Genomic DNA, 13461 nt, shown 5'->3' on the forward strand with positions numbered 1-13461 from the left:
CGTGAAGGCGCACCGTTCGGCGCCGAGCACGAAAGGGGGACCCGGCCGGAGGCGGTCGGCATCTCGCGGGGTGGCGCGACCGGCAGGATCTAGGCCTTGGCCGGTCCTCAAGGCCGACCGGTCGCCTTGGCCCTGACACTTGGGAACACGCCCGACAGTCGCATGGCCATCCGCCTCCTCGCGGGGCGGTCCGGGCCCGGCCTGATCGCCGACAGGGCCCAAGACGCCCTGGCCCTCCGGCGCGGGCTCGGGCGCCCGCGCATCAGGGCTGTCATCCCGTCCCTCGCCAGACCGGCGCTCGTTACCGTCGTCGCAGCTTGGACCTGAAGAAGGCCTCAACCTGGAGCTGACGGACAGAGCCAAGGCTGAACGCCATTTGGTCCCTGATGACGCCGCGCCGCCTTCCCCCGTGCTGCGGTCTTGAACGACGCCGTAGGATTGCGGCAAGCGTTCTCACTGTGGCGACAATCCATCACCATTATCGATAACTCGTCATTATAAGGCATCAGTCATCTAACCCAGCCTGCCAAGCGACTATAGCGAGCCGCAAGGACTCAGACACTCGCGGATGATCCGGCGCGGTCATCCGGTCGGGTGCGCAACCCGATGCAAGAAGGGAACAGGCATTGTTCAAAACGCTACCGAATACGAGAACGCTGGCTCTCGCACTCGTTGCGACTTGTGGAACTGCGCAGGCTGCGACCATCACGATTGGCGAAGGACCGGGTGTCGGCACCCCCGTCACGCTCGACCCGAGCCAGTTCTCTGCATCGGGGCTCTGTGGCTCCGGGGACTCCGTCGTCAACGATGGCTGTTCGGTGGTGCTGAAGTCGGATCCCACCGCGAAGGATGCTTTTGGTCGGTTCGACCCTTGGGGAGATGCCTGGATCGACAGCCAGGACCTGTCGGAGGTCACGTGGAGGTTCGCCATGACGAACCGGACCTTCAACCGTCTGACCTTCGCCTTGACGGACGCCTACGATCAGCCCTTCCACGAGACGTTCGGCGAAAGCTTCTTCCGGCTCAGCATTGATGGCGCCGAGTGGTCGATCGACGAGCAACAGGCGAACGGCAACCTTCACTGGATCACCATCTGGTTCGGCGAGGATCGCAGCGAAGCCGACATCCGGCTTTCGACCCGGCTCAATGATGGCTGGGGCATTCGGGCGGCGCTGGTCGCGCCCGTGCCGCTGCCGGGGGCAGGTCTCTTGATGCTGGCCGGCTTGGGCGGCCTTGCGGCCGTGGGCCGTCGCCGCGCCAAGGCCCAGGACTGAGACCGGAACGAACGGGCGCCTTGCGTCAGAAGCGTTGGGCGCGCCTGCCGAACCCGGCCGGCACGCCCATCTCGTCGAAGCGGCTCAGTAGGTCGCCCGCCCCCCCGAAAGATCGAAGACAGCGCCGGTCGTGAAACTGTTCTCGGCCGTGCAGAGCCAAGTGATCATGCTGGCGGCCTCTTCCAGCTCAAGAAAGCGGGCGCGGGGGATGCGGCTCAGCATGTAGTCGATGAACTCGGGCTTGAGTTGCTCCAGGATTCGCGTCTTGGCCGTCGCAGGGGTCACGCAGTTGATCGCGATGTCCTGGCCCGCATGTTCCTTACCCAGCGACTTGGTGAGGGCGATCACCCCGCCCTTCGAGGCCGAATAGGCCCCGGCGTTCGGATTGCCCTCCTTCCCGGCGATGGAGGCGATGGTGACGACGCGACCGTAGCCTGCCTCGACCATCTGGGGCAGAACCGCACGGCAGGTGTTGAAGATGCCGGTCAGGTTGATGTCGAGGATGCGCTGCCATTCTGCTGGGTCATAATCCACGACCCTGCCGTTGGCCCCGGCAATCCCGGCGCTGGCCACCAGCACGGCAATGGGCCCTAGGTCGTCCTTGACCCGCGCGGCCGCAGCAAGAAGTCCTGGCCCGTCGGTCACGTCCACAGAATAGGCGCGGGCATCGGGACCCAGTTCCCCGGCCGTCGCCTCGGCGAGGCTGCCGTCGCGGTCCCAAAGCGCGACCTTCGCGCCCGAGGCGATCATGCGCCGTGCGACCGCGAAGCCGATGCCCTGGGCCCCACCGGTGACCACAGCCACGCGGCCCTGAAGGTCGTATCGATTCATCCCTGTCCCCCTTCATGGTCCCTGCCCCTCGAGTCCTGCCAGAAGCCTTGGCTTTCGGGAAGCATCAGACCGGAAGGCCCGTATCCGGCTTGAGCTGGTCCATGACGATCTGGCTCTGCACCCGCGCGACCGAAGGATGCGGCAGGAGCGCGCCATGCACGAGCCGGTTCAGGTGCCCAAGATCCTCGCACCAGACCCGCAAGAGGTAATCGGACTGTCCGGCGATGGTCCAGCCGCCCACCACCTCGGGCAGCGTGGCCACGAGCCGCGCAAAGGCATGCGCGGCGTCCGGATCGTGAGCCGCCATCTGCACCTGCACGAAGGCTTGGACGCCAAACCCCAGCCGCCCGGGGTCGAGCCGCGCCTGATAACCTGCGATGACGCCTTCGGCCTCAAGCCGCTGGCGCCGCCGCGCTGCCTGGCTGGCCGACAGCCCGATCCGGTCGCCCAGTTCCTGCGAGGTGACCATCGCGTCGCGCTGCACCTCGGCCAGGAGCCGAGTGTCCATGTCGTCCAGATTGCGCCGGTCCGTCGTCACCTCGGCCCCTTCCCGCGACGGTCACGCACCAATCGACAAATACCTGGCGGACTTTGCGCACCTGACGCGCGCTTCATGCGGCACAGTAGTGCGACAACTCCGTTCGCAAAGGCAATCGCCATGGGTCCTTTCCCGCACGACGCGCCTCGCGCCACGATCAGCGAGCAGAACCCCGCAGGCACCGACGGCTTCGAGTTCGTCGAGTTCGCCCATCCCGAGCCCGAGCAACTGCGCGACCTCTTCGGCCGCATGGGCTACGCTCTCACCGCGCGCCACCAGACCAAGAACATCGAGCTCTGGCAGCAGGGCGACATCACCTACGTCCTCAATGACGAACCTGACTCGCACGCGCGCCGCTTCGTCGAAGAGCACGGCCCCTGCGCCCCCTCGATGGCATGGCGCGTGGTTGACGCGCGCCGTGCGTACGAGCACGCGGTCAGGAACGGCGCGACGCCCTATGACGGGCCCGGCAAGACGCTGGACGTTCCGGCGATCGTCGGCATCGGGGGCTCGCTCATCTATTTCAGCGACCGCTATCGCGACCTGAACCCCTATGACGCGGAGTTCGATTGGGCCGCCCGGTCCAAGCCCAGGGGCGTCGGCTTCCACTACCTCGACCACCTGACCCACAACGTCCACAAGGGCAACATGGACACGTGGTTCGACTTCTACGGCCGCCTGTTCAATTTCCGCCAGATCCGCTTCTTCGACATCGAGGGCAAGTACACGGGCCTGTTCAGCCGCGCCCTCACCTCGCCCTGCGGGCGCATCCGCATCCCGCTCAACGAGGATCGGGGCGAGACCGGGCAGATCGTCGAATACCTGAAGCGCTACAAGGGCGAGGGAATCCAGCACATCGCCGTCGGTACCGAGAACATCTACGCGAGCGTGGACGCCATCGCCGAGCGCGGGGTGAAGTTCATGCCGAAGCCGCCGATGACCTACTACGACCTGTCCAAGACCCGAGTCGCGGGCCACGAGGAGCCCATCGACGCCATGGCCAGGCATGGCATCCTGATCGACGGCGAGGGCGTGGTGGACGGGGGCGAGACGCGCATCCTTCTCCAGATCTTCTCACGCACGGTGATCGGGCCGATCTTCTTCGAATTCATCCAGCGCAAGGGCGACGACGGGTTCGGGGAAGGCAACTTCCGCGCCCTGTTCGAGAGCATCGAGCAGGACCAGATCGAGCGCGGCGTCCTCAAGGCCGCGTCCTGATCCATGTCGTCTCGTCGTCAAAGGCAGGCCGTCACGCCGCCGTCCACGTAGAGGACGTGGCCGTTGACGAAGGACGAGGCGTCGGAGGCGAGGAACACGCAGGCGCCGACCAGTTCCTCCGCCTTTCCCCAGCGCCCGGCCGGGGTGCGCTTCTGCAGCCAGTCGTTGAAGGCGGGGTCGGACCAGAGCGCCTCGTTCAGCGCCGTCCGGATGTAGCCGGGCGCGATGGCGTTGCAGTTGAGCCCGTGTCGCGCCCAATCTGTCGCCATGCCTTTCGTCAGGTTGGCGACCGCCCCCTTCGTCGCCGTGTAGGGGGCGATGGAGGTCCGAGCGAGCAGGGCATTGACCGAGGCGATGTTGATGATCCGCCCCCGTCCCCGCGCGATCATGTGTCGGGCGCAGGCCTGTCCCACGTTGAAGATGCTGCCGATGTTCGTGCGCAGCAGCCGGTCGAAGGCTTCGGCCGGAAACTCCTCCAAGGGGGCGCGGTGCTGGATGCCCGCATTGTTAACCAGGATCTCGATAGGGCCTTGCTTGGCCTCGTGATCGTCGATCGCCGCCCGCGACGCCGCGTGATCGGAAACGTCGAAGGGCAGGATCTCAGCCCCCTGCACTTGCGTCTGGGCGTCCACCAGCTTGGCCCTGTCGCGGCCGTTCAGGATCACTTGCGCGCCGGCCTCGGCCAGCCCACGCGCGAGCGCGAGCCCTATGCCCTGGGAGGAACCGGTCACCAGCGCGCGGCGGCCGGTCAGGTCGAACATCATGTTCATGTCATCCTCAGATCGTGATGCCGCCGTCGAGATTGATCGCCTGTCCTGTCATGAACCGACCGTCCTCGGATGCGAGATAGGCGCAGATCCCGGCGATCTCCTCGGGCGTGCCTAGGCGGCCCGAAGGCTGCCTGTCGAGGAAGAACTTCTCCGCCGCTTCCATGCTGCCCAGCCGCTCGGCCAAGGCCGCCATGCGACCGCGCAGGGACGGGCTGTCCACCGTGCCGGGACAGACCGCGTTGAAGCGGATGTCGTCCTTCAGGTAGTCCGCGGCGCAGGCCTTGATGAGGCCGATGACGCCGCCCTTGTGGGCCCCGTAGGCCGCCCGGTTCGGGAATCCCTTGATGGAGGAGGCCACCGAGGCGATGGCCGTGACGCTGCCACCGTATGCCTTCATCCGGGGAACCGCCGCACGGATCACGTGATAGGCGCTGTCCAGGCAGATCGCGCCGCTGCGCCGCCAGTCCTCGGGCGAGCAGTCCTCGATGGTGCCGTGATGGACCCAGCCCACGCAATGCACCAGTGCGTCGATGCGGTCGAAGCGGCCGGCCCAGCTTTCGACCGCCACCGGATCGGTCGCGTCCACTGGCGTCGCCGAGGCGGACGAGAGCCCCTCCAGCAGGCCCCCGTTCACGTCCGAGACATGGACCTCGGCCCCGTCCCGGACCAGTCGCTCGGCCACCGCCCGGCCGATCCCCTGCCCCGCCGCCGTGACCAGCGCCACGCGGCCCGTCAGAACTCCCTCCGCCATGCCGTCAGCCCGGGAACAGCGTCAGGCCGCCGTCGACGCGGAGCACCTGGCCATGGATGAAGCGCGACTGCGGGCCGGCCAGGAAGGCCACCGCATCAGCGATCTCTTCGGGGTCGGCGTAGCGGATGAGCGAGTCGTTGGTGTCCATCATCGCGGGATCGGTCTTTCGCGTGGCCTGGAAGCGGGCCGTCTTGGTGGGTCCGGGGCTGACCGCGTTCACGCGCACCCCGTGGGGGCGCATCTCGAGCGCAAGGCAGCGGGTGTAGTGGACCACGGCGGCCTTCAGAGTGGAATAGATGACCTCGGGGGTGCAGCCCATGTGGGCGGCGGCCGAGGCGATGTTGATGACGCAGCCCGAGCCCCGGTCGCGCATGGGACGCACAAAGGTCTGGCTGACGAGGAAGGTGCCGATCAGGTTGTTGTTGGTCTCGACCTGGATGTCCTCCAGCGCGATGTCGAGCGCGTTGTTGGGGTTGGGCTTGCCGCCCTTGGAGCCGATGTCGCCGCCCGCGCAGTTCACGAGGATGTCGACGGTGCCCAGTTCCTCGGTGATCCGGCGGGACATCTCGGCCACGGCCTCGGGGTCGCCGATGTTGCCGAGAACGTGGATGACCCGACCGCCGTGGCGCGCGATCCGGGCCGCCACCTCCTCGATGTGCTGGGCCTCGCCGTATTGCTGGCAGCGGGTCGCGTCGATGTCGTGGATCGCGACATCGGCCCCGAGGCTCGCGAGCTTGTCGGCCATCGCGCGCCCGAGGCCCCGCCCCGAGCCCGTCACGAAGGCAATCTTGCCGGTCAGCGACCTGTCCATGTCCTACTCCATCAGTCCCAGCGCGCGCATGTTGGCGGCGCTTCGTGTCATCATGTCGCGTTCGTAGGCGATCAGTTCGTCACCCGTGGCGCCGCGTTCCCACGGCGTACGGAAGTCCTCGCCCTCGGGCAGGAGGTTCGCGCGGGCCGCTTGCAGCGTCTCGGCCAGCGCGCGCGCGTCCTTGGGGGCGTAGCCGCGCCACCAGTCCGGCGTGAAGAGCCGGACGTGCCGGGCCTCCAAAGCGCCGGGCTCCAGCGAGGCCGTGAGGCTGCGGCCGTCGGCGAGGAGGAGCTGGAAGATGTCCGGGAACGGCACCGCCCCGTCGCCGATGGCGCAGCGCACGAGGCGGTAGCCCTCGTCGGTGAACTGCACGCGGTAGTCCTTGAGGTGGACGTGCCGGACGCGCGGGGCAACCGTCCGGGCGAAGGACAGGGGCGACTCGGCCACCGGAAAGCTGTTGCCGGTGTCGAGCGTGATGCCGACGTTGTCGCCCGCCTCCTCGCAAAAGCTGAGGAGCTCGTCGCTGCCGAAGTCCTGGTGGTTCTCGATGGCGACGGTGATGCCGTGGTCGGCGGCAAGGGGCGCGAGCTGTGCAAGGCCCGCGCGGATCTCGGCGATCTGCTGCGCCCATTTCGCGGCGCCGAAGGCGTTGCGGTCGCCACAGAGGACGGGCGACAGGCCGAAGCGGATCGTCGTCGCGCCGAGGTCGAGCGCGTTCCGGAGCGCGGTGTCGACCCCCTCCCAATGCAGGCTCGCGCTCGCGATGGGGATCAGGCCGAGGGCGGCGAGGCGGTCCTTCAGGGCGTGCCGTCCCGCCGTTCCGAGGTCGGTGAGCCAGGGGTTGTGGATCTCGATGACCTTCGCGCCGATCTCCTCCGCGACCGTGACGAAGCCGTCGAGACCGGTGGCCTGGGGGTTGGCGCGCGGGGTGCCCGCGCCCTGCAGGCCCAAGGTGTAGGTCAGGCCGTAGGGGTTGAGGCCCACGGCAAGCTGGCGCGTCGGGGCCACGGTCTCGTGCTTCATCTCAGGCCCCCATCCACGGTCAGGCATTGCTTGGTGATCATCCGCGAGTCGTCGGCGCCCAGGAACAGGACGGCGTCGGCGATGTGCTCCTCAAGCAGCTCGGAGCGGAGCGCCTGGCGGGCGAGGAGATTGGCCTTGGTCTCGGCCGTGTGCCACAGGCGCATCTGGCGTTCGGTCATCACGCCACCGGGCGCGACGGCGTTGACGCGGATGCCATGCGGCCCGAGCGCCGCGCCGAGCGAGCGTGTCAGCCCGACGATGGCAGCCTTGGCGGTCGTGTATGGGACCATGTCGGGCGCTCCGAACATCCAGGCGACCGAGCTGAGGTTGACGATGGACCCGCCCCCCGCTTCGCGCATCCCCGGCAGGACGGCCTGCACGGCGAAGAACTGATGGCGCAGGTTCACGTCCTGCGAGAAGTCCCAATCGGCCTCCGTCACCTCCTCGACCTTGTGGCGCTGGTCGTTGGCGGCGTTGTTGACGAGGACGCGGACGGGGCCGAGCCGTTGGGCGGCTTCGGCGACCCCTGTCTTCAGCGCGGTCGTGTCGGTCAAGTCGCAGGGAAGGAACAGCGCGCCGGTTCCGGCGGCCAACGCCTCGCCGGAGGTTCGGTCGATGTCGAGGAACGCGACGCGCGCGCCGTTGCGGACAAAGCCGCGGACGATGGCCGCGCCGATGCCGGACGCGCCGCCGGTCACGAGGACCGCGCGGTCCCGAAGACTGGGATAGCTGGCCTGGGTCATAGCAGCCGTTCGGTCGCCGGATCGAAGAGGCAGGCCTTGGCCATGTCGACCAGGATCTCCACGGTCTCGCCCACGCGCGGGGCGTCGACGGGCTCGTAGCGGGCGGTGATCTCCTTGGACCCGAGGCGCAGGACCACCATCGTCTCGGAGCCCGTGGGCTCGACCACCTCGACGTCGGCGCGCAGGCGGCCCAGGACGGTCTGCTCGGGCTGGGCGCGGTGGGGGACGACGAAATGCTCGGGCCGCAGGCCCAGGATGACGGGCTGGCCGGGCGCCTTGGGGAGAGGCGTGCCAGGCGGCAGCGGCAGGACCGCGAGGCCGTCCAGCACCTCGACCGCCGGGCCGCCATCGAGCGAGGCTACGACGGCGGGCAGGACATTCATCGATGGCGAGCCCATGAAGCCCGCGACGAAGAGGTTGGCGGGACGTTCGTAGATCGCCTGCGGCTCGTCGAACTGCTGGAGCACGCCCCTGTGCATCACGGCGATGCGGCTGGCGAGCGTCATGGCCTCGACCTGGTCGTGGGTCACGTAGATGGTCGTCTTGGCGACGCGGTGGTGGAGCTTCTTGATCTCGGTCCGCATCTCGACGCGGAGCTTGGCGTCGAGGTTGGACAAGGGCTCGTCGAAGAGGAAGAGCTTGGGGTCGCGCACCAGCGCCCGGCCCATGGCCACGCGCTGGCGCTGGCCGCCGGAAAGCTGGGACGGCTTGCGGTTCAGCAGCGGCTCGATCTGGAGGAGCGCGGCCACGCGACGGATGGCACTCTCCTGCTCGGCCCGAGGGACGCCGCGGCTCTCCATGCCGAAGGCCATGTTCTCGCGCACGGTCATGGTCGGGTAGAGCGCGTAGCTCTGGAACACCATGGCGATATCGCGGTCGCGGGGCGCCACGTCGTTGACCAGACGGCCGTCGATGCGGATCTGGCCGGAGGAGACGGTTTCGAGCCCGGCGATCATGCCGAGCAGCGTGGACTTGCCGCAGCCGGAAGGACCGACGAGCGCGATGAACTCGCCCTGGCGGGCTTCGAGGTTGATGTCGCGCAGCACCTCGAGGGCGCCGTAGCTCTTGCGGAGATCGTGGATGGACAGGGTGGACATGGGGGTTCCTACTTGACGGCGCCCTGCGTCAGGCCGCGCACGAAGTACTTGCCGCCGAACAGGTAGATGAGGAGCGGGGGGATGGCGGCGAGGATGGTCGCCGCCGCCTCGACGTTGTGGTGGCGGACCGAGGTCGCGCCCGCCGTCAGCGCGATCAGTGCCGAGGTGATAGGCTGCCGGTCGCCCGAGGAGAAGACGACGCCATAAAGGAAGTCGTTCCAGATGCCGGTGAACTGCCAGATGACCGTGACGATCACGATGGGCGGCGACAGCGGCAGCACGATCTTGCGGAAGATGCGCCAGAACCCGGCCCCGTCGATGCGCGCCGCCTTGATAAGGTCGTCGGGGATGTTGACGAAGTAGTTGCGGCAGAAGAGCGTCGTGAAGGCGAGACCCTGCACCGTGTGGATCAGGATCAGGCCCCAGATCGTGTTGGTGAGCCCGGCGTTGCCCAGCACGTAGGCCCAAGGCAGCAGCGTCATCTGCGCGGGCAGGAACACGCCCAGGGTGACGAAGCCGAAGACCCATTCGGAGCCCCGGAAGCGCCACATCGACAAGATGTAGCCGTTCAGGAGGCCGAAGGCGGTGGAGATGATCGTCGCCGGGACCGCCATCAGGATCGAGTTGAGGTAGAAGGGCCGGATGCCCTCGCAGGCGCCGGCGAGGCAGAAGCTGGTCAGCGCCTCGCGCCAGGGCTGGAGGGTCAGCGTCTCGGGGACGGCGAAGAAGCCGGTGCGGGCGATGTCGGGCAGCTCGCGGAAGGAGTTCAGGAGGACGATGCCGATGGGCAGCAGGTAGAAGGCCGCGAAGAGCGTGAGAAGGGCATAGACCAGCGCCTTGGAGCGGACGCGGCGCGCGGCGCTGCCGGTGGCCAGCGGGTCGAAGTCGCGGACGAGCGTGGCGTCAGCCATGGGCGGCCTCCCGGCGCTGGCGCCAGATCGTGTAGAGGGCGTAGGGCACGAGCACGACGGCGAGCGCGAGCAGGATCATGATGGCCGCCGCCGCCCCCTGCCCGATCTGTCCGCGCTGGAACATCAGGTCGTAGACGTAGATCGCGGGCACGTTGGTCGCGAGGCCGGGACCCCCGCCCGTCAGGGCAGCCACGAGGTCGAAGGTCTTGATGGCGAACTGGAGCAGGATCACGAGGACGGCGAGGAAGATGGGCCGGATCGCGGGCAGCAGCACCTTGCGGTAGATCCGCGCCATGGAAGCACCGTCGATCTGCGCGGCCTTCACGAGGTCCTGGTCCACCGACCGCAGCCCCGCGAGGATCAGGGCCATCGCAAAGCCCGAGGCCTGCCACATGCCGGCGAGGACGACGCAGTAGATGGCCATGTCGCGATCGATGATCCAGTCGAAGGTCGCGCTTTCCCATCCGAGGTTGCGCAGCATCTGCTGGATGCCGGTCGTGGGTTCGAGGATCCAGCGCCACGCGGTGCCGGTGACGACGAAGGAGATGGCGAGCGGGTAGAGGTAGATGGTGCGCCAGAGCGCCTCGGCCCGGATGCGCTGGTCGATCAGGATGGCCAGCACCGTCCCAAGGACCAGCGAGCCCGTGACGTAGAGAGCGCCGAAGAGGAACAGGTTCGTGTAGGCGACATGCCAGCGCGCGTGGTTCCAGAGCGCGACGTAGTGCTTGATCCCGCCGTAGCTGAGGTCCGGGAGCAGGGTGGAGTTCGACAGCGAGATCCAGAACGTCCAGAGCGTAAAGACGAGCACGTAGACCACGCTGGCGATGAGCGTGGGCAGCAGCACGAGGCGCGGCGTCCATGTGGCCAGCCGGTTGCGCCAGAGAAGGCGGCGTTCGCTGCGGTCGTCGAAGGCCAGGGTCATGCGGGCACCTTGCGGAGGTCGGGTCCCGCACAGGATCGCGCGGAACCCTTAACGAGATCTGACAGCACCGCGCGGTGGGGGGCCTGTTCGCGCAACACCCCCGCGCGGGTGCGAATCAGTTCATCTCGACCGCGTCGGCCATCATGTTGGCCGCGTCCTCGGGGCTCATGTCCGAGTTCACGAACTCGGTGATGACCTCCATCATGGCGCCGCGCTGGGATTGCGGCACGGTCATGTTGTGGGCCATGGAGCGGACGAGCGTTTCCGCTTCGATGGCGGCCGCGAGGTCCTGCTGGCTCTTCACCTGGCAGGGGTTGAAGCCCTGGCTCATGTCCACGTCCATCCGCGCGGGGATCGAGCCCTTGGCCTGATTGAAGATGGTCTGGAATTCCGGCGACATGATCGTGTTGGCGAGCAGCGTGCTGCCCTCGGCGTAGTCGGCGTCGTCCTGCGCGAAGAAGACCACCGAATCGGCGTTCAGGATGTAGCCATTGCCGCCCCAGTCCACCGGGGCCTGGGTGCAGACGTAGTCGGTGCCCTCCTGGAGCCCCGCGGCGTTCAGCGTGCCGATGGCCCAGTCGCCCATGAAGAAGAAGGCGGCTTCGCCGTTCGTCATCATGGCCATGGCCTCTTCCCAGGGGCGTCCGGGCATGCCGGGGTCCATCCAGTCCACGACCCGGCGGAACTGGGCGAAGGCGTCGATCATCCCTTGGCTGCGGATCGCCTCGGCGTCGCCCTCGACGAAGGCGGCGCGGTAGAGGTCGATGTCCATGCCGTAGACGATCGAGTCGAAGGTCGTGGCGTCGGTCCAGTCGAAGGAGCCGTGCGCGACGCAGGTCAGGCCCGCGGCCACGACCTTCTCGCAGGCGGCGTTGAACTCCTCCCAGGTGGCTGGCACGGCCTCGACGCCGGCGGCCTCCATGGCCTTGGGCGAGGACCACATCCAGTTGACGCGGTGGATGTTCATCGGCACCGCGACCCAGCTTCCGGCGGGCTTCATGACGGGCAGAAGCTCGGGGGCGACCACGGACTCCCAGTTGCCGGCGGTCGCCACCTCGTCGAGGTTGGCGGTCATGCCGGTCGCGTTCCATTCCGCGATCTCGGGGCCCTTGAGCTGCACGGCCGGCGGCGCGTTCCCGGCAACCACGTCGGCGCGCAGCTTCGCCAGCGTGTTGGCGGTGTGGCCGGCGATGGAGGTCTGCTCCCAGGTGCCACCGGCGGCGGCGAACATCTCGCCCAGCTTGGCGATGGCCGCGGCGTCCGAGCCGGTGGCCCATTGGTGGAGCAGGTTGGTCTTGGGCTCGGCGACGGCCGCTCCGGTGGTCAGGGCAAGCAGCGCCGCGGCTGCCCCCGCGATGCGGGGCAGGTCCTTGGTCATGACGATGGTCTCCTCCCGTTGCGCGCCGGGGGGCGGTCCGTCTTGCTGCGGCCCGTCCCGATGACCCGGCGTCAGGGTGGAGACTAGGTAGCGCCTGAAAACCTGTCAAAACATTTGAATGGCCCCTAGAGCGGAAGGGGCGAGACGCCGATCACATGCGGGTGCAGGACGAGAAGGAGGAGCCAGACGCCCAGGGAAAGGACGAATCGGCGACCCAGGGTGGCGTTCGCGCGCCACCAGCCGGGCGATCCGAGCGGACGGAGCGAAAGCGTGGCGGTCGCGGCGAAGTAGGCGGGCGACTCGAGGCCTAGCGCGCGGGCGGCGCGGGCGTCGAAAGCGGGCATGGCGGCCAGCGCCATGAGGAGGAAGCCGCCGAACAGGAGGACGTGCGCGAGGTCGCCGTTGGGGAACAGGTGCGCGCCCGACCAGAGGGCGAGCACCCAAAGGAGCGGGTGGCGCGTGACGGCGGCGAAACCGGGACGGGACGGGTCGAGGCGGGGCTGGCGCGGGCCGCCGAGCGTCACCGTCCGCCCGGGCAGGCCGCAGAACGCGAGCGCGGTGGCGAGGGGGAGCGCGACGTTCGGGACCCAGCGCGTCCAGGGGAGCTGCGGCCAGAGTTCGACGTAAGGGGCGCGCCCCGCCGCCCATATGACCCAAGCGGTCACGGCGAGCGAGATCAGGCCGTAAAGCGAGAACCAGGCGCGGCGGCCCATCGCGCCCACCAGCCTTTCGCGGATCGCGGGGCGGGTCGGGACGAAGTGCGTGAGCAGGAAGGCCGCATAGGCCGCCGCGAAGCCGGTCATGCCTCCTCGGGCTCCCGGTCGGATTCGACCATGAGCCGCGTGAGGTGGCGGGCGTAGATCCAGGCGGCGGGGCCACCCGTGAGGACGCCCGCCCAGATCGCGGCCCAGGGCGACAGGATCGGCATGCCGACCCAGCCCAGGATGAGCGAGGCGAAGTAGACGTTGAGCATCATGGCCCCTGCCGCAAAGGGATAAAGGCCGCCCACGAGCGTCCAGGCGGGAGTCATCGCCGCACCACGACGAGCCAGTGCATGAGGGCGAAGCTCAGGAGCATGGCGACCGAGGCCAGGGCGTACCAGAGCGTGGGGTCGGTCTGGGCGGGGACCTCGGCGGCTTCGGCCAGGGCGGCCGAGGGGAGAAGGGCGATCAGGAATAGGAAGAGGCGCATGGG

Annotated in this window: 16 protein-coding genes; 2 read left to right on the top strand and 14 right to left on the bottom strand. The window is 68.3% G+C overall.

What is annotated here, in order from left to right:
- Positions 1-929: 929 nt before the first annotated feature.
- Positions 930-1274, top strand: coding sequence for a hypothetical protein (locus tag FHG71_RS23940; RefSeq protein WP_139080583.1), 345 nt, complete (start codon positions 930-932; stop codon positions 1272-1274).
- 84 nt (positions 1275-1358) lie between these two features.
- Here the strand turns inward: FHG71_RS23940 and FHG71_RS05275 are convergent, their stop codons facing one another.
- Positions 1359-2105: an SDR family NAD(P)-dependent oxidoreductase gene (locus tag FHG71_RS05275; RefSeq protein WP_139080584.1), complete on the bottom strand. Its 747-nt coding sequence runs from the start codon at positions 2103-2105 to the stop codon at positions 1359-1361.
- A 64-nt stretch (positions 2106-2169) separates the two neighbouring features.
- Positions 2170-2613: an Lrp/AsnC family transcriptional regulator gene (locus FHG71_RS05280; protein ID WP_139080804.1), complete on the bottom strand. Its 444-nt coding sequence runs from the start codon at positions 2611-2613 to the stop codon at positions 2170-2172.
- Between the two features lie 150 nt (positions 2614-2763).
- Here FHG71_RS05280 and hppD point away from each other — a divergent pair, with 150 nt between their 5' ends.
- On the top strand, positions 2764-3861 hold the full coding sequence (hppD, locus tag FHG71_RS05285) for a 4-hydroxyphenylpyruvate dioxygenase (protein WP_139080585.1): 1098 nt from the start codon (positions 2764-2766) through the stop codon (positions 3859-3861).
- A 17-nt stretch (positions 3862-3878) separates the two neighbouring features.
- Here the strand turns inward: hppD and FHG71_RS05290 are convergent, their stop codons facing one another.
- The 12 genes from FHG71_RS05290 to FHG71_RS23445 all read right to left on the bottom strand — a co-directional run bounded on the left by FHG71_RS05290 (position 3879) and on the right by FHG71_RS23445 (position 13458).
- Complete coding sequence (locus tag FHG71_RS05290) at positions 3879-4631, bottom strand: SDR family oxidoreductase (protein ID WP_139080586.1); 753 nt, start codon at positions 4629-4631, stop codon at positions 3879-3881.
- Positions 4632-4638: 7 nt separating this feature from the next.
- Positions 4639-5382 (bottom strand): SDR family oxidoreductase, encoded by a 744-nt coding sequence (locus tag FHG71_RS05295; protein ID WP_139080587.1) that lies wholly within the window; start codon positions 5380-5382, stop codon positions 4639-4641.
- Positions 5383-5386: 4 nt separating this feature from the next.
- Positions 5387-6193, bottom strand: a complete 807-nt coding sequence (locus FHG71_RS05300) for an SDR family NAD(P)-dependent oxidoreductase (RefSeq protein ID WP_139080588.1) — start codon at positions 6191-6193, stop codon at positions 5387-5389.
- A 3-nt stretch (positions 6194-6196) separates the two neighbouring features.
- Positions 6197-7216, bottom strand: coding sequence for a sugar phosphate isomerase/epimerase family protein (locus FHG71_RS05305; RefSeq protein WP_139080589.1), 1020 nt, complete (start codon positions 7214-7216; stop codon positions 6197-6199).
- A complete protein-coding gene (locus tag FHG71_RS05310) occupies positions 7213-7959 on the bottom strand; it encodes an SDR family NAD(P)-dependent oxidoreductase (protein ID WP_139080590.1) in 747 nt (248 codons plus the stop codon). Before FHG71_RS05310 ends, FHG71_RS05305 begins: the two co-directional genes overlap by 4 nt.
- On the bottom strand, positions 7956-9056 hold the full coding sequence (locus FHG71_RS05315) for an ABC transporter ATP-binding protein (RefSeq protein WP_139080591.1): 1101 nt from the start codon (positions 9054-9056) through the stop codon (positions 7956-7958). The genes FHG71_RS05310 and FHG71_RS05315 overlap by 4 nt, the downstream gene beginning before the upstream one ends.
- An 8-nt stretch (positions 9057-9064) precedes the next feature.
- Positions 9065-9967, bottom strand: a complete 903-nt coding sequence (locus tag FHG71_RS05320; protein WP_139080592.1) for a carbohydrate ABC transporter permease — start codon at positions 9965-9967, stop codon at positions 9065-9067.
- A complete protein-coding gene (locus FHG71_RS05325) occupies positions 9960-10889 on the bottom strand; it encodes a carbohydrate ABC transporter permease (protein ID WP_139080593.1) in 930 nt (309 codons plus the stop codon). Before FHG71_RS05325 ends, FHG71_RS05320 begins: the two co-directional genes overlap by 8 nt.
- A 115-nt stretch (positions 10890-11004) precedes the next feature.
- Positions 11005-12267, bottom strand: coding sequence for an ABC transporter substrate-binding protein (locus FHG71_RS05330; RefSeq protein ID WP_139080594.1), 1263 nt, complete (start codon positions 12265-12267; stop codon positions 11005-11007).
- Positions 12268-12392: 125 nt separating this feature from the next.
- Entirely contained in the window at positions 12393-13070 is a 678-nt protein-coding gene (locus tag FHG71_RS05335) for an NnrU family protein (protein WP_139080595.1), read from the bottom strand.
- Complete coding sequence (locus FHG71_RS05340) at positions 13067-13297, bottom strand: NnrT protein (protein WP_139080596.1); 231 nt, start codon at positions 13295-13297, stop codon at positions 13067-13069. The genes FHG71_RS05335 and FHG71_RS05340 overlap by 4 nt, the downstream gene beginning before the upstream one ends.
- The gene (locus FHG71_RS23445) at positions 13294-13458 is read right to left on the bottom strand and encodes a hypothetical protein (protein ID WP_176559300.1); all 165 of its coding nucleotides are present in this window, start codon (positions 13456-13458) and stop codon (positions 13294-13296) included. Before FHG71_RS23445 ends, FHG71_RS05340 begins: the two co-directional genes overlap by 4 nt.
- Between the last annotated feature and the right edge of the window lie 3 nt (positions 13459-13461).

Source organism: Rubellimicrobium roseum (assembly GCF_006152145.1).
GTDB classification, from domain to species: domain Bacteria; phylum Pseudomonadota; class Alphaproteobacteria; order Rhodobacterales; family Rhodobacteraceae; genus Rubellimicrobium; species Rubellimicrobium roseum.